21 protein-coding genes are annotated in these 19782 nt (G+C 66.2%); 1 reads left to right on the top strand and 20 read right to left on the bottom strand.

What is annotated here, in order from left to right:
• Window positions 1–15: 15 nt before the first annotated feature.
• The gene (locus tag HX881_RS06185; protein WP_420902250.1) at window positions 16–1260 is read right to left on the bottom strand and encodes an MFS transporter; all 1245 of its coding nucleotides are present in this window, start codon (window positions 1258–1260) and stop codon (window positions 16–18) included.
• Window positions 1261–1411: 151 nt separating this feature from the next.
• Between HX881_RS06185 and HX881_RS06180 the strand changes: the two genes are divergently transcribed.
• On the top strand, window positions 1412–2311 hold the full coding sequence (locus tag HX881_RS06180; RefSeq protein ID WP_017126892.1) for a LysR family transcriptional regulator: 900 nt from the start codon (window positions 1412–1414) through the stop codon (window positions 2309–2311).
• 104 nt (window positions 2312–2415) lie between these two features.
• On the opposite strand, the gene HX881_RS06175 is transcribed toward HX881_RS06180, so the two are convergent.
• The 19 genes from HX881_RS06175 to HX881_RS06085 form a co-directional block, all read right to left on the bottom strand.
• Entirely contained in the window at window positions 2416–2862 is a 447-nt protein-coding gene (locus HX881_RS06175; RefSeq protein WP_017126891.1) for a hypothetical protein, read from the bottom strand.
• 36 nt (window positions 2863–2898) lie between these two features.
• Window positions 2899–3342: a hypothetical protein gene (locus tag HX881_RS06170; RefSeq protein ID WP_017126890.1), complete on the bottom strand. Its 444-nt coding sequence runs from the start codon at window positions 3340–3342 to the stop codon at window positions 2899–2901.
• 29 nt (window positions 3343–3371) lie between these two features.
• Entirely contained in the window at window positions 3372–4598 is a 1227-nt protein-coding gene (locus tag HX881_RS06165) for a beta-ketoacyl-ACP synthase (protein WP_177083470.1), read from the bottom strand.
• The gene (locus HX881_RS06160) at window positions 4598–5326 is read right to left on the bottom strand and encodes a 3-ketoacyl-ACP reductase FabG2 (protein ID WP_177083468.1); all 729 of its coding nucleotides are present in this window, start codon (window positions 5324–5326) and stop codon (window positions 4598–4600) included. The genes HX881_RS06165 and HX881_RS06160 overlap by 1 nt, the downstream gene beginning before the upstream one ends.
• Window positions 5319–5783 (bottom strand): hotdog family protein, encoded by a 465-nt coding sequence (locus HX881_RS06155; RefSeq protein WP_017126887.1) that lies wholly within the window; start codon window positions 5781–5783, stop codon window positions 5319–5321. The genes HX881_RS06160 and HX881_RS06155 overlap by 8 nt, the downstream gene beginning before the upstream one ends.
• The gene (locus tag HX881_RS06150) at window positions 5780–6976 is read right to left on the bottom strand and encodes a beta-ketoacyl-[acyl-carrier-protein] synthase family protein (protein ID WP_017126886.1); all 1197 of its coding nucleotides are present in this window, start codon (window positions 6974–6976) and stop codon (window positions 5780–5782) included. Before HX881_RS06150 ends, HX881_RS06155 begins: the two co-directional genes overlap by 4 nt.
• The gene (locus HX881_RS06145) at window positions 6973–7455 is read right to left on the bottom strand and encodes a DUF3261 domain-containing protein (RefSeq protein WP_177083466.1); all 483 of its coding nucleotides are present in this window, start codon (window positions 7453–7455) and stop codon (window positions 6973–6975) included. The genes HX881_RS06150 and HX881_RS06145 overlap by 4 nt, the downstream gene beginning before the upstream one ends.
• Entirely contained in the window at window positions 7452–8186 is a 735-nt protein-coding gene (locus HX881_RS06140; protein WP_017126884.1) for a class I SAM-dependent methyltransferase, read from the bottom strand. The genes HX881_RS06145 and HX881_RS06140 overlap by 4 nt, the downstream gene beginning before the upstream one ends.
• Entirely contained in the window at window positions 8183–9430 is a 1248-nt protein-coding gene (locus HX881_RS06135) for a tryptophan 7-halogenase (protein WP_177083464.1), read from the bottom strand. The genes HX881_RS06140 and HX881_RS06135 overlap by 4 nt, the downstream gene beginning before the upstream one ends.
• Window positions 9421–10578: a cation:proton antiporter gene (locus tag HX881_RS06130; protein WP_177083462.1), complete on the bottom strand. Its 1158-nt coding sequence runs from the start codon at window positions 10576–10578 to the stop codon at window positions 9421–9423. Before HX881_RS06130 ends, HX881_RS06135 begins: the two co-directional genes overlap by 10 nt.
• The gene (locus HX881_RS06125; protein ID WP_177083460.1) at window positions 10575–12914 is read right to left on the bottom strand and encodes an MMPL family transporter; all 2340 of its coding nucleotides are present in this window, start codon (window positions 12912–12914) and stop codon (window positions 10575–10577) included. The genes HX881_RS06130 and HX881_RS06125 overlap by 4 nt, the downstream gene beginning before the upstream one ends.
• On the bottom strand, window positions 12898–13605 hold the full coding sequence (locus tag HX881_RS06120; protein WP_177083458.1) for an outer membrane lipoprotein carrier protein LolA: 708 nt from the start codon (window positions 13603–13605) through the stop codon (window positions 12898–12900). The genes HX881_RS06125 and HX881_RS06120 overlap by 17 nt, the downstream gene beginning before the upstream one ends.
• On the bottom strand, window positions 13602–14027 hold the full coding sequence (locus HX881_RS06115; RefSeq protein ID WP_017126879.1) for an acyl-CoA thioesterase: 426 nt from the start codon (window positions 14025–14027) through the stop codon (window positions 13602–13604). Before HX881_RS06115 ends, HX881_RS06120 begins: the two co-directional genes overlap by 4 nt.
• Window positions 14020–15564, bottom strand: a complete 1545-nt coding sequence (locus HX881_RS06110; protein ID WP_177083456.1) for an HAL/PAL/TAL family ammonia-lyase — start codon at window positions 15562–15564, stop codon at window positions 14020–14022. The genes HX881_RS06115 and HX881_RS06110 overlap by 8 nt, the downstream gene beginning before the upstream one ends.
• Window positions 15545–16483 carry a lysophospholipid acyltransferase family protein gene (locus HX881_RS06105; protein WP_177083454.1) on the bottom strand — a complete coding sequence of 313 codons (939 nt, stop codon included), beginning with the start codon at window positions 16481–16483 and terminating at the stop codon, window positions 15545–15547. The genes HX881_RS06110 and HX881_RS06105 overlap by 20 nt, the downstream gene beginning before the upstream one ends.
• Window positions 16480–17214 carry a glycosyltransferase family 2 protein gene (locus tag HX881_RS06100; protein ID WP_177083820.1) on the bottom strand — a complete coding sequence of 245 codons (735 nt, stop codon included), beginning with the start codon at window positions 17212–17214 and terminating at the stop codon, window positions 16480–16482. The genes HX881_RS06105 and HX881_RS06100 overlap by 4 nt, the downstream gene beginning before the upstream one ends.
• Before the next feature lie 103 nt (window positions 17215–17317).
• Entirely contained in the window at window positions 17318–18988 is a 1671-nt protein-coding gene (locus HX881_RS06095; protein WP_177083452.1) for an ApeI family dehydratase, read from the bottom strand.
• Window positions 18985–19530, bottom strand: coding sequence for a COG4648 family protein (locus tag HX881_RS06090; protein ID WP_017126874.1), 546 nt, complete (start codon window positions 19528–19530; stop codon window positions 18985–18987). The genes HX881_RS06095 and HX881_RS06090 overlap by 4 nt, the downstream gene beginning before the upstream one ends.
• Window positions 19527–19781: an acyl carrier protein gene (locus tag HX881_RS06085; protein WP_010453727.1), complete on the bottom strand. Its 255-nt coding sequence runs from the start codon at window positions 19779–19781 to the stop codon at window positions 19527–19529. The genes HX881_RS06090 and HX881_RS06085 overlap by 4 nt, the downstream gene beginning before the upstream one ends.
• Between the last annotated feature and the right edge of the window lies 1 nt (window position 19782).

Raw genomic sequence — 19782 nt, 5'->3', positions numbered from 1 at the left:
TCGGCTGGCCAGGGCTCAGGCTGACTGGTTGCCCGCCAGCACCGGCAGCCGCGCCAGCTTCAGCGCCACCAGCAGGGCCAGTACCAGCAGCCCACCGATAAACAGGCCGATGCCGTTCCAGGCCGCATAGTGCCAGGCCACGCCGCCCAGGGTGCCGGCGACGCTGGAACCGACGTAGTAGCAGAACAGGTACAGTGACGATGCCTGACCCTTGGCTTTCAGGGCCCGGCGACCGATCCAGCTGCTGGCCACCGAGTGCGCGCCGAAGAAACCGAAGGTGAACAGCAGGACACCCACGATCACCACCGGCAGCGGCATGGCCATCGTCAGCGCGATCCCCACCAGCATGATCAGGATCATCGCCCACAGCACCTTGCGCCGGCCCAGTTTGTCGGCCAGGGAACCGATCTGCGCGGAGCTGTAGATCCCCGACAGGTAGACGATCGACAGCAGGCCGACAAAGGCCTGGCTCAGGCCGTAGGGTTCGGCCAGCAGGCGATAGCCGATGTAGTTGAACAGGGTCACGAAGGCCCCCATCAGCAGGAAGCCTTCGACAAACAGCCACGGCAGGCCGGCGTCGCGAAAATGGATGGTGAAGCCGTTGAGCAGGCTGCGGGTATTGAGTTTGCTCGGACGGAAGTTGCGTGATTCCGGGAGGATCTTCCAGAACACGGTCGCCGCGATCAGCGCCAGGCCGCCGATCACCAGCAGGGCGGTGTGCCAGCTGACGAAGTCGATCAGCACGCCGATGATCAGTCGCCCGCTCATCCCGCCGATGGCGTTGCCGCCGATATACAGGCCCATCGCCAGGCCGATGTGCTGGGGATGGATTTCCTCGCTCAGGTAGGTCATGCCGACCGCCGCCAGGCCGCTCAGCGACAGCCCCACCAGCGCCCGCATCAGCAGCACGCCCTGCCAGTTGGGCATGAACGCCCCGAGGATGGTGAACAGCGCCGCGCCGAACAGGGCGACCACCATCACCGGCTTGCGCCCGAGGCTGTCGGAAATCGGTCCGGTGATCAGCAGGCCGATGGCAAGCATCGCGGTCGCCACCGACAGGATCAGGCTGCTCTGGGCCGCGTTGATGCCGTATTCCCTGGACAGCACCGGCATCATCGGTTGCACGCAGTACAGCAGGGCGAAGGTGGCGAAGCCGCCGGAGAACAGCGCCAGGACCGTGCGCATGAACGCCGGTGTGCCTTTTTCGATATAGGTATCGTTGAGTTGGGCGACAACATCGTCCAGCGCGCTGGGGGGGATTTCGTGGGCGAGTGGAGCGACAGCAGTTTTCACGGGGGACCTCGGGAGGAGCAGCCGGTCAGGCAATGGAAAAAGCATATAGCTGGCTAACTATTCTTTCCAATATATTGTTCGACCTGTTTGATAGGTTTTACGACTCAATGAGGTGTCTATGGAATTGCGGCATTTGCGCTACTTCATCGCCGTGGCCGAGGAACTGCATTTTGGCCGTGCCGCGGAGCTGCTGGGGATCTCCCAGCCACCGTTGAGCCAGCAGATCCAGGCGCTGGAGCAGGAGCTCGGGGCGCGGCTGTTCGAGCGGACCAATCGTCGGGTCGAGCTCAGCGAGGCCGGTCGGCTGTTCCTCGAAGAGGCGCGGCTGGTGCTGGCGCAGGTCGACAAGGCGGCGGATGTGGCCCGGCGTGCGCAGTTGGGGGAACTGGGGGAACTGAAGATCGGCTTCACTTCGTCGGCGCCGTTCAACTCGACGATTCCCCAGGTACTCTTTGCGTTCCGCCAGTCCTTTCCAGCGGTGCACCTGAACCTGCGGGAAATGAGCAGCAAGATGGTCGCCGACGGGCTTATGGATGAGTCGATCGAGGTCGGCCTGATGCGCCCGTTGCCCTTGCCCGAAGCGCTGGATGTCGTCGAGCTGATGCATGAGCCGCTGGTGGCGGTGCTCAATTCCAAGCATCCGCTGGCAACGGGCAGCGAGGCGGGCTTGCACCTGTCGGAGTTGGCGCTGGAGCCCTTTGTATTTTTCCCGCGCAGCTATGGCAGCGGTTTGTACGCGCAACTGATGACCCTGGCGCGACAGGCCGGTTTCAGTCCGCACTTTGCCCAGGAGGCCGGTGAGGCGATGACCATCATCGGCCTGGTGGCGGCGGGTCTGGGCGTCTCGGTGCTGCCGGCGTCCTACCAGCGGATTCGCATCGACGGCGTGGTCTATCGTCCCTTGCTCGATCCGGACGCGGTGTCGGCGGTGTGGCTGGTGCAACGCAAGGACCAGAAGTCGCCGATGGCCAAGGCGTTTGTCGAGTTGCTGACCAGGCGGACGGTGCCCCAGGCCTGAGATTTTTGATCGTTCCCACGCAGCAGGTGGGAACGAATGATGGAGGTCGCGCAGGCTTGCTCAGGCCGATTGAAGCCCCCCCGGCTCCACCGGCCATTTCCGGCTTACTGCACTTTCGCCAGGTCACCCTTCAACGCGACGCCGCCGATAAACGCACCGGCGTGGCACTCATAGGTGCTCGTGCTCCGGGTCTCGTTGCGCTTGTAGTAGCTGACGATGTTGGTCACGGCGTTGGCGCCGACTTTCTTCGCCGCGTCGTTGAGGGTGATCAACGCCGATTGCAGGGCCCAGGCGCAGGCTTCTTCGTCGCTCTTGTTGAAGGCATTGGTCTTCTTGTTGGTGACGGCATCCGGGCTGACCACGGTGATCTTGCCCTTGGGGGCGTTGCCTGCCAGGTAGAACTTCACGCTGCCGTCGATCTTGCCGGTACTCACCGCTTCGGCCACCACCTTGTCGAAAGGCAGGTTCAGCACGGTATCGCGGGCCTGGCTCAGGCCCGGCAGGCTGCACAACATCAATGTGACGGCCGCGGCCCAGGTTTTTGCTTTCATGGTCAACTCCTTGTTTGATGCAGGGAAGAAACGCGGTTACTGGCTGATCGGTTGCGGCTCGCCCACGCCAATGGCACGGGCGGTGCTCTCGGCGTCGTGGTCGCGCAACTCGCGCAGGATGCCCTTGTCCAGCAGGCGCACCCAGCGGATGTAGTTCTTGTGGATCTTGCCGTCCTTGTAGTCCATGCCGCTGCTGTCGCGGTAGGCGATGCTGTAGCCGCTGGCGCTGTAGTTGATGTCGATCTCGACATGGAATTGCTCACGCACGGTGATCTCGGCCTGGATCTGTGTCGGGTTGACCCGCTGCACGCTCCACTTGCGCTTGACCAGGGTGGTGAGGATCGCCTGTTTCATCTGTTCCTGGCTGGCCTGGATCTGTGGCGCGACGGTACGCGTCGGGGTGATGATTTTCTTGCTGGTACAGCCGGCGGTGACGAACAGGGCCAGGGCGATCAGTGCAACGCGAAGCAGGGAAGACATTCCATTTTCTCCAGGAGGGGTTAAAAAAATCAGGACCAGCGCCGGAACACCAGCGAGGTGTTCACGCCGCCAAAGGCAAAGTTGTTGTTCATCACATACTCGTTGCTCATCTGCCGGAACTCGCCGCGCAGGTAGTCCAGCTCGCCGCATTGCGGGTCGATCTGGTCGAGGTTCAGGGTATGGACGTAGCTGTCGCGGTTCATCATCTCGATGCTGAACCAGGATTCCAGGGCACCGCAGGCACCCAGGGTGTGGCCGAAGAAGCTCTTCTGCGAACTGATGGGCATGCGGCTGCCGAACAGGCTCTGGGTCGCCAGGGTCTCGGCGATATCGCCTTGCTCGGTGGCGGTGCCGTGGCCGTTCACGTAGCCGATGGCATCCGGCGCGAGGCCGGCGTCTTCCAGCGCCAGCTCCATGGCCCGGCGCATGGTGACCTGCTCCGGCCGGGTCGCGTGCTGGCCGTCGGCATTGCTGCCGAAGCCGACGATTTCCGCATGGATATGGGCGCCGCGGGCCAGCGCGTGCTCAAGCTCTTCGAGCACCAGCATGCCGCCGCCTTCACCGATCACCAGGCCATCGCGGCCGCTGTCGTAGGGGCGCGGGCTGGTGTGCGGGGCATCGTTTTTCAGGCTGGTGGCGTAGAGCGCGTCGAACACCATGGCTTCGGTCGGGCACAGCTCTTCGGCACCACCGGCGAGCATCAGCGGCAGACGGCCGAACTTGATCGCCTCGTAGGCGTAGCCGATGCCCTGGCTGCCGCTGGTGCAGGCGCTGGAGGTGGGGATCAGGCGTCCGGTGAGGCCGAAGAAGATGCTGATATTGGCCGCTGTGGTGTGGGGCATCATGCGCACGTAGGAGTTGGCGTTCAGTCCTTCGGCCACGGAGTTGATCAGCATCATGCCGAAGGCCTTGATCTCGTCGGTGCTGCCGGTGGACGAACCGCAGGCCACGCCCATGCGCCCGTCGCGGATGATCGGGTTGTCCAGCAGGCCGGCATCGGCCAGGGCCATCTCCGCGGCGCCGACGGCGAAGCGCGAGACCCGGCCCATGCTGCGCAGCTGCTTGCGGGTCCAGTGGGACGGCACCGCGTAGTCATCGATGGGCCCCGCCAGGCGGGTGTTCAGTTCGGTGAAGCGGTTCCACTCATCCATGCGCCGGATACCGCTGCGGTTGGCGCGGAAGTTGGTTTCGATGCTGGCCCAGTCACTGCCCAGCGAAGTGATGCCGGCCATGCCGGTGACGACGACGCGCTTCATCAGCACAGGCCTCCGTTGACGGCCAGAACCTGCCGGGTGATATAGGCCGCTTCCGCGGACATCAGGAAGTTCACGGCACCGGCGACTTCTTCCGGCGTGCCCATGCGCTGGGCCGGGATCATTTTCAGCAACTCTTCCACCGGCACGTTTTCATCGAGCATGGCGGTTTCGATCAGCCCCGGCGCGACGCAGTTGACGGTGATCCTGCGCTTGCCCAACTCGATGGCCAGGGCCTTGGCGGCGCCGATCAGGCCGGCCTTCGAGGCGCTGTAGTTGACCTGGCCACGGTTGCCGATCAGCCCGGAGACCGAGGTGATGCAGACGATTCGCCCGGGGGCGCGGCGCCGGATCATCGGCATCATCACCGGATGCAGGACGTTGTAGAAGCCGTCGAGGTTGGTCCGCAGCACCTGGTCCCAGTCTTCTTCGGACAGCGCCGGGAAGGCGCCGTCGCGGGTCAGTCCGGCATTGAGCACCACGCCGTAGTAGGCGCCATTGGCCTCGACGTCGGCCTCGAGGATTTCCCGGCAGGCCGCGCGGTCGGCGACATCGAATTGCAGCACCCGGGCATTGCGGCCCAGGGCCTGGATTTCGGCCTGTACCGCGTCAGCTTCGGCGCGGCCGCTGCGGCAATGCAGCACCAGGTCATGGCCGGCCCGGGCCAGGCGCAGGGCGATAGCGCGGCCGATACCACGGCTGGAGCCGGTGACCAGGATGGATTCAGTCATGGCTGGATTCCTGTGATTCGTTGAGATAGGCGGCGGCCTGTGGCGGACGGAACACGTTCAGGCGGGCCGTGGCGTGGATGTCGGGACCGGTCAGGTGGCATTCGAATACCCCCATGCCGTTGTCGTCTTCCAGGGAGCGTTGGGCGTGGATGGTCAGCTCGCTGCCCGCGGGAAAATGTTCCACATTGCACTCGAACCTGCGGGTCCCGAGCAGGAACCCCAGCTCCACCGGCTGGCCGGCGCCACGGGCGCGACAGCCGGCGTAGGCGGCGACGCTCTGGGCCATCAGTTCGATTCCGACCCAGGCCGGCAGGCTGCCGTCGGCGTGGTTGAACAGGCCGCCGGGGCGCACGGTGAGCCGGGTATGGATCTGTTCTTCATCGAACGCCAGGACCTGATCGATCAGGATCATGTCACCGGCGTGGGGCAGCAATTCGGCGAGCGGCCAATCGATCATGGGGCGTCTCCGATAATCAGGCTGACGTTGTTGCCGCCGAAGGCAAATGAGTTGCTCATCAGGCGGCGTGGGGTGGTGGGGTCGAGACTCGCGTCTTTGCCGACCCAGCGAAGCGGCGGTAGCGCCGGGTCGGGCTGGCCGTCCCAGATATGCGGTGGTAGCGCCCCGGTGGGGTTGTCGGCGCTCAGGCTCAGCCAGCAGAACGCCGCTTCCAGTGCCCCGGCGGCGCCGAGGGTGTGGCCGGTCATGGGCTTGGTCGAGGAGCAGGGTACGCCGGCGGGAAACAGCCCGGCCACCGCCAGGCTTTCCATGGCGTCGTTGTGCTGGGTCGCGGTGCCGTGCAGGTTCAGGTAGGCGATCTGGTCCGGTCGCAGGCCGGCTCGGTGCAAGGCCTTGGCCATGGCTTGCGTCGCTCCCCGGCCACTCGGTTCCGGGGCGGAGATATGGTACGCATCGCTGCTGGCCCCGGCGCCCAGCAGGGCGAGTGGCTGGGGACCGGTGGCCTGCCTGCTCATCAGGAACAGCACGGCGGCTTCGCCGATATTGATGCCGTTGCGGTTCACCGAGAACGGGTTGCAGCGTTGCCCCGACACCGCCTCCAGCGAGGTGAAGCCGTTGAGGGTCAGCTTGCACAGGCTGTCGACCCCGCCGCACAGCACCGCGTCGCACAGCCCGAGGTCGAGCAGGCGCTGGGCGCTCATCAGCGCGCGGGCGCTGGAGGTGCAGGCGGTGGAAATCACATAGGCGGGGCCACTCAGTTGCAGCCAGTCGGCGAGAAAGTTGGCCGGGGCGCCCAGTTCCTGCTGGCGGTAGTCGTAGTCGTCGGGGAACTGCCGGTCACGCAGGTAGCTGGCAATGCCGCGGCTGGCTTCGTCGATGCCCGAGGTGCTGGTGCCCAGGACGATACCGATACGCTCGCGGCCATAGGTGTCGATGGCGCGCTGGATCGGCTCGGCGATCTGCACGGTGGCTTCCATCAGCAGCTGGTTGTTGCGGCTGCTCTGCCCGTCGAGCTCGGCCGGAATCGCTGCCAGTTCGCCACGCACGGCGGCGACCGGCAAGACCCGCCCGGGGACCCAGCCGCTTTCGTCGCGCAGGCCCGAGCAGTCGCCGGCGAACAGGTTGCGCGCGACTTCGCGCTTGTCGCGGCCGAGGGCGCAGATCAGCCCGAGTGCGTTCAGGTAGGCGGTCATGGCGTGCCCTCGTTCAGCGGGCTGATGCGGTAATGCAGACCTTGCGGCAGGTCGAGGCTGAAATCCAGCGGTTGGCGATAGCGGACCTGCCACTGCTCGCCGAGGCTGCGCTGAGCCGGTTGCTGGCGGGCAGCCGGATAGTTGGCGGGCAATTCGGCTTGCGGTGTCAGCGCGAACAGCAGTGCGGCGAACAGTTCGCGGGCCTGCGGGTTGGGCGGCAACAGGCCGTCGGCCTGCCACTCGCCGTCCTGCAGGCGCTGGCGTGCCAGGGGAATTCCCAGCGGGTCCATCAGCGACCAGCGCAGGCCATCGGCTTCGCGCTGGATCACCAGCAGCCAGTCCTGCCGGGCGCCGTCCTGCTCGCGCTGGATATGCAATTGCAGGGGCAGGACCAGGGTCGGGGTATGTGCGGGCAGCGGCAGCCGGCTGGCGCAGGCGCTCAGCAGCAGAAGGCCGCCCAGCAGCAGTGCGCGAATCATTCGGTGTGACCTGCGAGCGGCTTGCGCGCGACCACGTTGACCAGCGTTTCCTCGCGCTGGCCGACCGGCGGCGGGTTTTTCAGGCGCAGGCGTTCGAGCAGGCCGAAGTCCTTGGCGCGGCTCCACCACAGGTACGGGTAGGAGACGTTGCGGGCCTCGAACTCGAAGCCCTGGTCGCGGATCATGTCCAGGTACTGCGCGGCACTTTTCTGCACGTGCATCGGGTGGCGGAACAGCCAGCGGATCACCCAGGTATCGATATAGGCCTCGGTGGACTCGGCGAACAGCAGGTAGCCGCCCGGCTTGAGCACGCGGTAGAACTCGGCCAGGGCGCGATCCTGCTGGACCAGGTGATGGAAGGTCTGGTGGCAGAACAGGATATCGACGCTGTCGGAAGCCACGTCCAGCGTCGCGCAGTCGCTGCCGATCAGCTCGATCGCGATATCGCGTCGTCGGGCTTCTTCACCGCTCAGCTTGAGGCTGTGCGGGTCGGCGTCGAGGCCGATCAGGCGCTGCGGCGAGAACACCTGCTGCAGATACTGGAAAGACTTGCCCTGGCCGCAACCGGCATCCAGCACCACCGGGTTTTCCGGCGGAGCTTCACTGAACAGGCCGCGCAGGTCGTTGATCGCCACGCGCAGCACGTGGTGCTGCCAGGTATGGCTGCGCAGGAACCAGAAGCCGAAGCGGGTTTCCTCGACGTAGGTATCGCTCAGGTATTGATTGTTCATGCCGGCGTGCTCGCACAGATTTCGGAGAGCATGCGCAGGCGGCGCTTGGGCTCACTGACAAACGGATTGCGCTCGTCCCAGGCATAGCCGGCGAGGATCGAGCTGATCATCGCGCGGATTTCCGGCGAGCTGCCAGGGTGAAAGATCACATCCTGGAAGGTCCCGGCGTACCAGCCTTCGACGTAGCAGCGGAAGGTGTCGACACCGCGTTTCAACGGTTCGGCGAACTGGCTTTGCCAGTCGACGCTTTCGCCCTGCAACTGGCGGTGCAGAAGGCCGGCGGCCATGCTCGCCGAGCGCATGGCGATGGTCACGCCCGAGGAGAACACCGGGTCGAGGAATTCTGCGGCATTGCCCAGCAGGGCGAAGCCCGGGCCGTGCAGGCGCTTGACGTTGGCCGAGTAGCCGCCGATGGTCCGTGCCGGGGTGTCCCACACGGCGTTTGCCAGCACCCGTTGCAGGCTGGGCGTCTCGGCGATGAAGCCCTTCAGGCTGGCGTCGAGGTCGTCGCCGCGACCGGCGAAGTGCTCGGCGGCGGCGACCACGCCGATGGAACAGCGGCCGTTGCTGAAGGGAATGGTCCAGAACCAGATGTCGCGCTGCTCGGGATGGGTGGTGATGAGGATCTTTTCCCGTTCGAAACCTGGCGCGTCGATCCGGTCCTCGACATGGGTGAAGATGGCCTGGCGCACCGGGAAGTTCGACGGTGCCTCAAGGTCCAGCAGGCGTGGCAGGACGCGGCCGTAACCGCTGGCATCGAGAACGAACCCGGCCTCGATCAGGTACTCGCTGCCATCCTCGCGCCGGGCCCGCAGTTGCGGTTGCGGGCGCTCGAAGTCGGCGCTGACGATTTCCTCGCCGTAGCGGATTTCCACGCCCTGCAGGGCGGCCTGGTCGGCCAGCAGCTTGTCGAAATCGGCGCGCTGGACCTGGAAGGTGGTCGGCTTGCCCTGGCTGAAGGTCTGGCCGAAATCGAAGGCACTGTAGCGCTCGCCCCAGGCGAAGGCCGCGCCGTTCTTCAACTGGAAGCCGGCGGCGTTGACGGCTTCGAGCATGCCGGCTTCCTCGACGAAGTCCAGGCAATGGGACAGCAGGCTTTCACCGATGGAGAAGCGCGGGAAGTGCTGGCGTTCGACGATCAGCACGTCGTGGCCATTGCGCTTGAGCAACGCGGCGGCGATCGCACCGGAAGGGCCGGCGCCTATCACCACGACTTCGCGGCGTTGCGTTTCAACTATTGGCACACAGGCTCCTTGCCGGTCTCGGCGCTATTGAAGGGGATTCGGTTCATGCCCGCCAGGGCCGGCAGCAGCGTGGCGAGCAGGCCCATCAGCATCAGGGCGAAGTACAGCGCCGGGCTGATCAGCCGTTGTTGCAGCAGCAGGTTGAGGAAGACGATTTCACTCAGGCCGCGAATATTCAGCAGCAGGCTTTCCTTCCACAGGCTGGCGCCCGGGAACGAACGGCTGGCCCAACGCAGGCCGAGCCAGTTGCCGAGCAGCTTGCTCGCCACCGGGAACAGCAGCAGCGCGGCGAACTGCACGGCGCTCAGGCTGCTCATCCCGCCGTGCACGTCGATCTGCACGATGCCGAAGGTCAGGATCAACGGGATCGCCAGGCCGGTCTGCAGGCGGTTCATCCACACGGCCGGCAATGGCAGTACCAGCGGCACCTTGAGCCAGGCCATGCAGAACAGGTAGCCGATGCCGAAGATCAGCGCGTTGAGCTTGTAGTGCTCGGCCACCACCAGCAGGCCGAAGAACATCAGGCTGTAGGTCAGTGGCTTGCGCACCCGGCACCGGTGCAGGAGCAGCGGCAGCAGGGCGCCCGCCAGGGGCAACAGCAGGCTGCTCAGGTGCAGGCTGCCCTGGGCCAGGCCGAACAGGGTCCAGCAGCTCAGGTCGATGAGGATCGCGGTCTGCACCAGGCGGCGGGTGGCGGCGGGCGGATAGCCGATGTGCTTGAGGTACAGGTACAGCACCGGGATCGCGGTGATGGCGAACACCAGCCCGATGGCCAGGGAACTGAGCCAGTGCTGTTCCGGCAGCAGCCAGACGGCGCAGGCCAGCCCGCAGGCGAATGGCACGCAGAAACTCGGCAGGGCGATCTTCAGGCTCTGGCGGTCCATCTTCAGTTCGATCACGTCGCTGAGGATATGCCCCAGGACCAGCGCGAAGGCAAAACCGTAGGCGGTCCTCAGCCAGTCGGGAGCGACCAGCGCGGCCCCGCTCAATTGCCAGTGCGGTTCGATCCAGAACAGCATCAGCAATGGCAGGCCGAAGGTGGCCAGGAGCAACTGGCTGACGATCGGGATCAGGCCGAACTGTCGGCCGATGCGCGTCGCCACGGCGAAGGCGACCAGGGCCATGCCCCAGAAAAGGAGGATCATCATGGCGCGGGCTCCGTCACCGGGGTGACATGGGGTTGGCGACCGGCCCAGGGCGCGAGCAGGAAGCTGAAGGCCAGGCCGAGGCTGACCGACAGGCCGAAGTTGCTGACCGCCGGGGTGCTGGAAATCGCCAGCAGGCCAAACGACAACCAGGTGGTCAGCGCCGCCAGCAGGGTGCCAAGCAGGCTGACGGCGGCGCCACCGATCTGTTCGCGCATCAGGATCGCGTAGTCGACGCTGATGGCCGTGACCAGCAGCAAGCCGAACAGGCTGAACAGGGTCAGCGGCTGGCCCAGCCAGCCGAGGCTGGCGAGGCTGCACAGCGCCGCCAGCAGCGGCAGCGCGACGATGCGCAAGGCACCGCCGAGACCGAACGGCAGGATCAGCAGCAGAACGATCAGCACGCAGGAGGCGAGCTTCAGTTCCGCCGCACTGATCTGCGTCGCGGCGAACACCTTGTTCAGGTCGCCGAGACGATCCACCAGTTGTACCCCCGGCAGGTCCATGGCCTGGACGCGCAGCAGGTCGGCGTTGTTCAGGCCCTGCAGGCTGACCATGCCCGCCACGCCGTCGGCATTGGGGCCGAGCCAGAGCGCGCGCCAGGGCTCGGCCAGGGGGCCGACCAGGGCGCTGTCGATATCCTGGATCGGCAGGGCCTGCAACTGGCTCAGTTCGCCCTGCAAGGCCGCCAGCGGCACGCCGAGGTCGAGCAGCGGTTGCCAGTACCCTGGCAGTTGCCTGAGCGAGTCACGCAGGCGTTGCTGTTCACTGGGCAGGCTCACCAGCTGGTTCAGCGACAGGTAGCCTTGCAGCTTCTCCAGGCTGACCAGTTGCTCGAGGCGCTTGCCCAGCGCTGCCGAACGCTCCAGCAGTTGCTGTTGATCGGCGGCGCGGACGAGGAAGAACTGGCTGGTCGGCTGGTAGCCGGTGATCCGCGCAATGGCCTGGGCCTCGGCCTGCAATTGTGGCGGTGCACCGACCCATTGGCGGATGTCGTTCTTGCTGTTCAGTTGCCACAGGCCGGCGCCACAGAACAGCAACAACAGGACCAGCAGCAATGGGCTGCCGAGCTTCTTCAGGAGCTGTTCGCGCAGGGCCAGCAAGCCTTCGCAGATCCGCAGCGGCCATTGCGCGGGACGCAGGTCGGTGCCCTTGAGCAGCGCCGGCAACAGGCATACCGCGCTGAGGTAGGCGCCGAGCAGGCCGGCGGCGGAGAACACCGCGATCTGGGTCAGGGCCGGGAACGGCGTCCAGGCCAGTGCCAGGTAGCCGATGCAACTGGTCGCCAGGCTCAGGGTCAGGCCGGGCAGGGTGATGCGCAGGGCCGGCCAACTGTGCCAGGGTTTCAGGCTCCAGCTCTTGGACAGGTAATGCAGCGGGTAATCCACCGCGACGCCGATCAGGCTGGAGCCGAGCACCAGCGTCATCACATGCATATGGCCGAACAGCGCCACGCAGGCCACGGCACCGAACAGCATGCCCACCAGCACCGGGACAAACGCCAGCAACACGCGCAAGCGACGGAAAGCCAGCAACAACAGCAGGAGAATGCCCAGGGTGGCGCCACCGCCGACCCAGGTGATTTCCCGGGTCGCCTGCTGCTGGCCATTGGCGGCGTACAGCAGGCCGCTGGCGGCCAGCAGTTGTACATCGGCCCGGCTCGCTTCCTGGCGGCTTTGCCGGAGCAGTTCGGCCACTTGCAGCGGCAGTTTCATATCGAAGGCATTGCCGGTGGTGCGCGCCCGCAGCAATACCCAGCTCTTGCCGTCGGCATCGGCCACCAGGGCGCCACTGCCGATGTCCAGTTGCACCGCGCCACGCTGCGGCTGGCTGTTCTGGATCCGTCCGGTCAGGCCTAGCCAGTCATCCTGGCTCGGCACCAGGCTGAAGCCGGTGAAGGGGTCATACAGCGCCTGCAGCCGTTGCTGGATAAAGGCCGCCGGATCGTCGATCAACTGCCGGCGATCCTTCGCGGCGAGCATGGCCAGGCGGCCGTTCAGCAGTTGCTGGCGCAAGGCGGGCAGATCGGCCTGCAGGTCCCACTGGACCTTTTCGAACAGCCCGCTGGCCTGCCATTGCTCACCCAGTTGGCGGGCCATGGCGATGGCTTTCTGGCGATCGGCCTGGCCGACCAGGACCAGCATTTCCCGGTTCAGTGGTTCCTGCATGCGCTGTTCGGCCTTGAGGTCCAGGGCATCGGGCGAGGAGCCCGGCACCAGTTCCATCAGGTTGGCCGACAGCGGCGCGCCGTGCCGCCATTGCCAGCCGGCGAGCGCCAGCACCGCCAGCAGCAGGATCAGGAACAGGCGCGGCAGCAGGCGTTCACTCGGCAAAGTCATGCTGCTCCGCGTCGCTCAATGGCAGGTTCGCCGTGCTGTCCTGCATGCGCAGGACGGTGCTGTCGCCCTGGGTTTCCAGCAGCTCGATACGCTGTACCAGCTCGCCGCCGTCGATATTGATGCGGGTGAAGATCTGCTTGAGCAGCACGGAGCGTGGGATCAGCACCAGTTGCCAGGCCTTGGCGTCGCCTTGCAGTTGCAGTTCGAAGTCCCGTTGCAGGCCGCTGCTGTCGCCTTGCAGCACGGCAATGAACAAGCGGTTCTGTTCGGCGCCGGCGCTTTTGTTCGGGACCATCTGCCAGCCGCCGGCATCGCGCCGGGCAATGCCCTTGGCGCTGATGCGGTAGTCCTGTTGCAGCGGGGTCTTGAGCAGCCAGAGCAGGCCATGGTCCCTGGCCAGGACAAAAGTGCCCTTGCTGGTCAGCGGTTTCGGCAGGGCCCGCAGGTGCTTTTCCTGGATGAAGCTACCGTGGATCACGGTCGGCTTCGCCAACTGATCGCTCAGTTGCTGCAGGTCGAAAGCCGCTGCGTGGGCGGACAGGCCCAGGCAGAGCATCAGCAGCAGGCCGCGCACGGTCATTGTGGGAGCCGGCTTGCCGGCGATGAGGCCTTTGAGTCTCGCGATGACTTTGCTGATGCTATCGCCGGCAAGCCGGCTCCTACAGGTTTTGTGGCGTACCTGAATGTTCATGCCAGCACCTTCTCGACCGCGTCGACAAACACCCGGGGTGAGGCCAGGAGCATCTCGCGGCTGTTGATATCCACGGCGACCTGCACCGTGCTGGCGCGGGTCAGGCGTTCACCGCTGGCGAGGTCGGTGATCAGGTAATTGACCTTCAGGCGGTTTTCCCACTCCACCAGGTCGGCCCGCACGTTGATCTTCTGACCGAACACCGCACCGCGCACGTAGCGCAGTTGCAGGTCGATCACCGGCCAGGCGTAGCCCGATTCGAGCATCTGCGCGTAGTTGTGGCCGATATGGTCCAGCAGCGCGCAGCGGGCCACTTCCAGGTACTTCACGTAATGGCCGTGCCAGACCACGTTCATGGTGTCGACGTCGAAGAACGGCACGAGGATTTCCGTATCGACCTGCAGCACGCCGCGGCTACGCATGCAGCCTCCAGTGTTGCTCGGCAATGCGTTGCAGGCACAGGCGCAGCTCGGCTTCCAGGGCGCGATCCTCGATCACCGGCGGGAAGTCCCGGGCCAGCTCTTCGCGCATGGCCGCCAGGGCCGGTGGCAGCGGGCGGGCGTCGGCTTCGCGGCTGCGCAGCCAGACGCCCTGGTTGGCGGCCAGCAGGGTGGCGGCGGCGACCTGCTCGGTCAGCTCCAGCACCCGGATCGCGTCGCGGGCGGCGATGGTGCCCATGCTCACCTTGTCCTGGTTGTGGCATTCGGTGGAACGCGAGAACACGCTGGCCGGCATGGTGTTTTTCAAGGCTTCGGCGGTCCAGGCGCTGGTGCCGATCTGCACGGCCTTGAAACCGTGGTTGAGCATCGCCCGCTCGGCCTCGGAGCCGGACAGGTTGCTCGGCAGGCCGTGGTTGTAGCGTACGTCCACCAGCAGGGCGAGCTGGCGGTCGAGCAGGTCGGCGACGTTGGCCACCAGGGTCTTGAGGCTGTCCATGGCAAAGGCGATATGCCCGCCATAGAAATGCCCGCCGTGGAGCACGCGCTCTTCCTCGGCGTCGATGATCGGGTTGTCGTTGGCGCTGTTCAGTTCGGTCTCGATAAAGCCGCGCAGCCAGCCCAGGCTGTCGGCCAGCACGCCGAGGACGTGGGGCGCGCAACGCAGCGAGTAGCGGTCCTGCAAGCGGTGCAGCGGCGCGGTCGGGGCATCGATGGCCAGGTCCTTGCGCAGCCAGGCGGCGACCTGCATCTGCCCCGGGTGTGGCTTGGCGGCGAACAGGCGCTCGTCGAAATGCTCCGGATTGCCCTGCAGCGCCACGACGTTCAGCGCGGTGATACGGGTCGCCAGTTGCAGCAGGTAGTCGGCGCGGGCGAAGGCCAGGCAGGCCAGGCCGGTCATCACGGCAGTGCCGTTCATCAGCGCCAGGGCTTCCTTGGGCCGCAGGACCAGTGGGGCCCAGCCAAGTTCGCGGTGCACGTCGCAGGCCTGGCGGCGTTCACCACGGAACAGCACTTCACGTTCGCCGGACAGGGTCGCGGCCACATAGGACAGCGGCGTCAGGTCGCCACTGGCGCCCACCGAGCCCTCTTCGGGAATCAGCGGCAGGATGTCCTGGTCGAGAAACGCCTGCAGGCGTTCCAGCAGTTCCACGCGCACCCCGGAGACACCGTGGCACAGCGACTGCAGACGGGCCGCGAGCACGGCGCGGGTGGCCTGCGGATCGAGCAGCTTGCCCAGGCCGCAGCCGTGGAAGGTGTAGAGATGACGGGGCAGGGCCTCGACATGCTGCAAGGGCACCGCGACCACGCAGGAGTCGCCGTAGCCGGTGGTGACGCCGTAGATCACGCCTTCCTTGTCCAGCAGCGAATCAAGGAACTGCGCGCCCTTGGCGATGCGCTGGCGGTAGGCCGGATCGTTTTGCAGTTGCGTCGGCACCTGACGGTTGGCCAGGGCCAGCACGTCTTCGATGCGCAGCGGGAGTTCGCCGAAGGTTACCGGCTCAAGCGGATGCGTCGTCATCGGTCTTCCAGAAAGGGTAGAAATTGAACCATTGTTGGGGCGCTTGCAGGCAGTACTGGCCCAGGCGCTCGGCATAGCGGGCGGTCCAGTGGGCAATGACCTGTTCGCGGTCGCTGCGCTTCCATTGCACGGCGTCGGTGAAGGGTTCGAGGGTGATGCGGTAGCGGCCCTGGAGCTTCAGGCAGAACAGCAGGTTGACCGGGCATTTGAGCAGCCCGGCGAGCAGCCAGGGGCCCTGGGGGAACGCCGCCGGGTGACCGAGGAAGTCCACCCGCACGTTGCGCCCGCCATGCAGCGGAACGCGGTCGCCGGCAATCGCCAGCCACTCGCCACGGTCCAGGCGCTGGCTCAGTTGCAGCATGATCGCCGGGTCCAGCTCGCTGACCTGGATCAGGCGCAGGTTGGTCGCGCCGGCCTCGCCCAGCAGGCGGTTGAAGCGTTCGGCGTGCTTGGTGTGCACCAGCACGTTCATCGTGACCTTTTCCCCCAGCTCGGCGAGGGCGCGGCAGACTTCCAGGTTGCCCAGGTGGGCGCCCACCAGCATCTGCCCGCGTTCGCCGCGCAGCTGATTGCGCAGCAGCGCCGGGTCGACGATCTCGATCTGCTCGAGGCTCAGCTTGCCGTTCCAGACGTCGAGCTTGTCCAGCAGCGCGTCGGCAAAGGCCATGAACTGGCGGAAGACGTTCAGGCGCGTCGGCTGCAGAGCCTTCTGCCCGCTCCAGGCCGCCAGGCGCTGCTGGTATTGCCAGGCGCTGTGGCGGGCGGTGCGACCGAACAGGAAGAAGTACAGGACGATGCCGTGCAGCACCGGGCTGAGCAGGCGCCGGCCCAGGACCCTGACGCCGAAGGCGGTGAGCTTCATCAGCCAGAAGCTGCCGCGCTCCTGGCGGTCGGCCCAGTGTTTCTGCGTATCGCTCATGCCCGCCACCGTCGCCAGAGGATGCCGGGCAGGCGCAGCAGCATGCCGAAGAACAACCGGGTGTGCATCCCGGAAATCAGCGCGTTGTCGTGGAACAGGCGGAAATGCGACAGGCCGTCCTGCGGGTAATGGACCCGGGTCGGCAGCCAGCGCATGGGCTGGTTGCGCCAGGCCAGGCGCACGAGGATTTCCGGGTCGAAGTCCATGCGCTTGCCGAGCCGGGCACTGTTGATCAGGGCCAGCACCGGCGGTAGCGGATAGACCCGGAAACCGCACATGGAGTCGGGGATCTGCAGCGACAGGCTGTTGATCCAGACCCAGACGTGGGTCAGGTAGCGGGCGTAGAGGCGACCCTTGGGCACGCTCTCATCGTATTGCGGATAGCCGCAGATCAACGCCCCGGGATGGCTGCGGGAGGCGTCGAGAAAGGTCGCGACATCGTGCAGGTCGTGCTGGCCGTCGGCGTCCACCTGCAGGGCGTGGCTGAAGCCCAGGCGCGAGGCTTCCCGCAACCCGGCCATGACCGCACCGCCCTTGCCCTGGTTGACCGGCAGCCTGACCAGGAAGATCCGCTCGTGTTCGGCCAGTTGTTCCAGCACCTTGGCACAGGCCGGGCTGCTGGCGTCGTCGACCAGCACGCAGGGCAGTCCGGCGGCCAGCAGCGCTTCGACCACGGCGGGCACGGCGGTCTCGTGGTTGTAGACCGGGATCACGGCACATGGCTTGTGCAGGCGGTCGGGCTGCCTTTGCGGGGCTTGCGCAAACACCGTGTCATCGTTGTTCGCGGGCAAGCCCGCGCCCACAGGGGCAACCCTGTCATCAGGAAGGTCGAGCTCAGTCATGCGCGGTCTCCAGCACGATCCGGCCGCTGGAGCAGGCGGCGCTGGCGTTGCGAAAGGCGAAGTGCAGTTTGCTGCGTTCCGGGTCGAAGCGCAGGCTCAGTTCGATCCGGTCGCCGGGGCGCACCAGTTGCTGGAACTTCAGCACTTCCATGCCGGCGAATTTCGCCGGCAGTTCAAGCCGTTCGCGACCCAGTTCGAGCGCCCAATCCACTTGCACCACGCCCGGCAGCACCGGTGTGGCCGGGAAGTGGCCGCTGAAGTAGGCGAGGTCCGGCGGCACGGCGAGGTGCAGCAGCCATTCGCCATCCGTCTCGTTCTGCGCCAGGACTTCCGGCCCCTTGGGGCGCGGGGCTTGCAGCAGCGCCTGGACGTCGGCTTGCGGCAGCTTGCCCTGGGCGTTGAGCGGCAGTTGCCGCAGCAGGCGCCAGCGCCGTGGCAGCGCCAGGGCTTCGCAATGTTTCAGCAGGTGTCGGCGCAGGGTTTCGGTCAGCGTCCGCCGACCCTGGTTGCGCAGGGCGTGCAGGCCTTGTTCGGAGAGCACCAGCAGCGCCCCGAGGTAGGCCCGGTTTTCCTGGACCACACCCAGTCGTGCCTCGTCGACCCATGCGTGTTCCACCAGGGCCTGTTCGAGCATCGGCAGGGAGATGCGTTTTTCCTCCAGCTTGACGATGCGATCCAGCCGACCGAGCAGCTCGAAGCGGCCATCGGCCTCGAAGCGCACGGCATCCGCCGTCTGCTCGACATGCCCGGCCGGCAGGTAGGGCGAGGCCACCCGCAAGGCGCCATCGGCGTCCTGATCCAGTTGTACATCGGCGAAGGGCTGCCACAGCCGGGCACCCTGGCGCCAGGCGATACCGCCGGTCTCCGAGCTGCCGAGGATTTCGGTCGGCCATTGCTGCAAGCGTTGTCGCAGGCTGTCGGCGGCGTCTTCCGGCAAGGCGCCGCCGGAGGAGAATACCCGGCGTACCTGGCTCAGGGCCGGCCAGTCGAGGTTGTCGCCCATGCGCTTGAGCAGGGCCGGGCTTGCGACCCAGGCGAACTGCGGATGCTGGCGACTGGCGCGTTGCAGGTCCTCGGGGAAGGCCAGTTGCGTGCGCACGAAGGGGCGGCCGGCACACAGGGGCCAGAGCACGCGGAACAACAGGCCATAGATATGCTGGGTGGCGACGCTGCCGATGATGCAGGCCTGGCCGAGGTCGGCGCCCCAGAGTTGTTCCAGGGCCCGCACTTCATTGGCCAGTTGCCGCAGGCTTTTTTCGATGCGCTTGGGTTCACCGCTGGAGCCGGAGGTGCACAGGCTCAGGCGGCAGGCATCGAGATCGAGCGCGGCCGGGGCCAGGGCCTCGGCACGCAGCTCGGCGAGGGCGCTGCTGTCGGTCAGCCACAGGTCGACATCGGCGGCCCAGCGCCGGCGCGTCTGCTCCTGCAGGTCGGCCACCAGCAAGACGGCGACCCCGGCCCGCCAGGCGCCGAACAGGGCGATCGCCAGTTCCCCGGCGTCCTCCAGGTGCAGGGCCATGCGCTCCACGCCACGGGCCCGCAGCCCGGCGGCCAGGCCCAGGGCCTGCTGGCACAGGTCGGCCTGGTCCAGGGGCGGGTCCATCGTCACGGCACGTGCGGCGTGCGTCTCGAGCAGCAGTTGCTCAAGGTTTATCCAATTCATGCGCGGCCTCTTACGCGTTGTCGTATCAGCCATTCAATGGCAAACAGCAGGCCCATCAACCCGTAGGCGATCAGGCCGTTGTACAACGTCCACCAGCTCAGCGGCGCCCACAGGGTCAGCGCGGCCGCGAGCAGGCCGTTACAGAGAAAAAACAGGCTCCAGGCCTGGGTCACCCGACGTGTGTAGCTGATCGCCACCTCCGGCAGGTCCGGCTCGCTCAGGCGCGCCAGGCGCTCGGCCACCGGCGGTCCGAACTTCAGGCTCAGGCCGAACAGGCCGAGCATGAAGCCGCTGATCAGCACCGGGTACCAGCGCAGCAACGACGGGTTGTTCAGCAACGCCAGCAAGCCGCAGAACGCCATGGCGCACAGGGCCATCCACAGGCTGCCGGGCTTGCGTTCGCCGGTCAGGGCCCGGGCCAGCCACAGGCTGCCGAGCAACAGCCCGAACTGCCAGGGCGCGAAATGCTCCATGCCGAAATACACCGCGAAGGGGTACAGCAGGCCGGCCAGCAGCAGGCCCAGGCCGATCAGTCGGCTCATGCGGCCGGCTGGACCAGGCGGAACACGGCTTCGACCACGTCGTTGACGGTGCGTACCGACTTGAACTCCTCGGCGGCGATTTTCTTGCCGGTCTGACGCTTGATGTGGTCGATCAGGTCGACGGCGTCGATGCTGTCGATTTCCAGGTCCTGGTACAGGTTGCTGTCCAGGGTGACGCGTTCGGGTTCGAGTTCGAAGAGTTCGACCAGGGCATCGCGCAGGGTATTGAAGATGTCTTCACGGGTTTGCATG

Origin of the sequence: Pseudomonas gingeri (assembly GCF_013386115.1) — a bacterium.
Taxonomy (GTDB): domain Bacteria; phylum Pseudomonadota; class Gammaproteobacteria; order Pseudomonadales; family Pseudomonadaceae; genus Aquipseudomonas; species Aquipseudomonas gingeri.
This window is presented reverse-complemented; position numbering and strand designations above follow the sequence as displayed.

Coding starts and splice junctions, on each gene's coding strand:
- HX881_RS06175 (WP_017126891.1), bottom strand. CDS start 2,862: ATGAAAGCAAAAACCTGGGCCGCGGCCGTCACATTGATGTTGTGCAGC.
- HX881_RS06090 (WP_017126874.1), bottom strand. CDS start 19,530: ATGAGCCGACTGATCGGCCTGGGCCTGCTGCTGGCCGGCCTGCTGTAC.
- HX881_RS06105 (WP_177083454.1), bottom strand. CDS start 16,483: ATGAGCGATACGCAGAAACACTGGGCCGACCGCCAGGAGCGCGGCAGC.
- HX881_RS06110 (WP_177083456.1), bottom strand. CDS start 15,564: ATGACGACGCATCCGCTTGAGCCGGTAACCTTCGGCGAACTCCCGCTG.
- HX881_RS06160 (WP_177083468.1), bottom strand. CDS start 5,326: ATGACTGAATCCATCCTGGTCACCGGCTCCAGCCGTGGTATCGGCCGC.
- HX881_RS06145 (WP_177083466.1), bottom strand. CDS start 7,455: ATGATTCGCGCACTGCTGCTGGGCGGCCTTCTGCTGCTGAGCGCCTGC.
- HX881_RS06085 (WP_010453727.1), bottom strand. CDS start 19,781: ATGCAAACCCGTGAAGACATCTTCAATACCCTGCGCGATGCCCTGGTC.
- HX881_RS06155 (WP_017126887.1), bottom strand. CDS start 5,783: ATGATCGATTGGCCGCTCGCCGAATTGCTGCCCCACGCCGGTGACATG.
- HX881_RS06170 (WP_017126890.1), bottom strand. CDS start 3,342: ATGTCTTCCCTGCTTCGCGTTGCACTGATCGCCCTGGCCCTGTTCGTC.
- HX881_RS06095 (WP_177083452.1), bottom strand. CDS start 18,988: ATGAATTGGATAAACCTTGAGCAACTGCTGCTCGAGACGCACGCCGCA.
- HX881_RS06130 (WP_177083462.1), bottom strand. CDS start 10,578: ATGATGATCCTCCTTTTCTGGGGCATGGCCCTGGTCGCCTTCGCCGTG.
- HX881_RS06150 (WP_017126886.1), bottom strand. CDS start 6,976: ATGACCGCCTACCTGAACGCACTCGGGCTGATCTGCGCCCTCGGCCGC.
- HX881_RS06140 (WP_017126884.1), bottom strand. CDS start 8,186: ATGAACAATCAATACCTGAGCGATACCTACGTCGAGGAAACCCGCTTC.
- HX881_RS06180 (WP_017126892.1), top strand. CDS start 1,412: ATGGAATTGCGGCATTTGCGCTACTTCATCGCCGTGGCCGAGGAACTG.
- HX881_RS06125 (WP_177083460.1), bottom strand. CDS start 12,914: ATGACTTTGCCGAGTGAACGCCTGCTGCCGCGCCTGTTCCTGATCCTG.
- HX881_RS06120 (WP_177083458.1), bottom strand. CDS start 13,605: ATGAACATTCAGGTACGCCACAAAACCTGTAGGAGCCGGCTTGCCGGC.
- HX881_RS06115 (WP_017126879.1), bottom strand. CDS start 14,027: ATGCGTAGCCGCGGCGTGCTGCAGGTCGATACGGAAATCCTCGTGCCG.
- HX881_RS06165 (WP_177083470.1), bottom strand. CDS start 4,598: ATGAAGCGCGTCGTCGTCACCGGCATGGCCGGCATCACTTCGCTGGGC.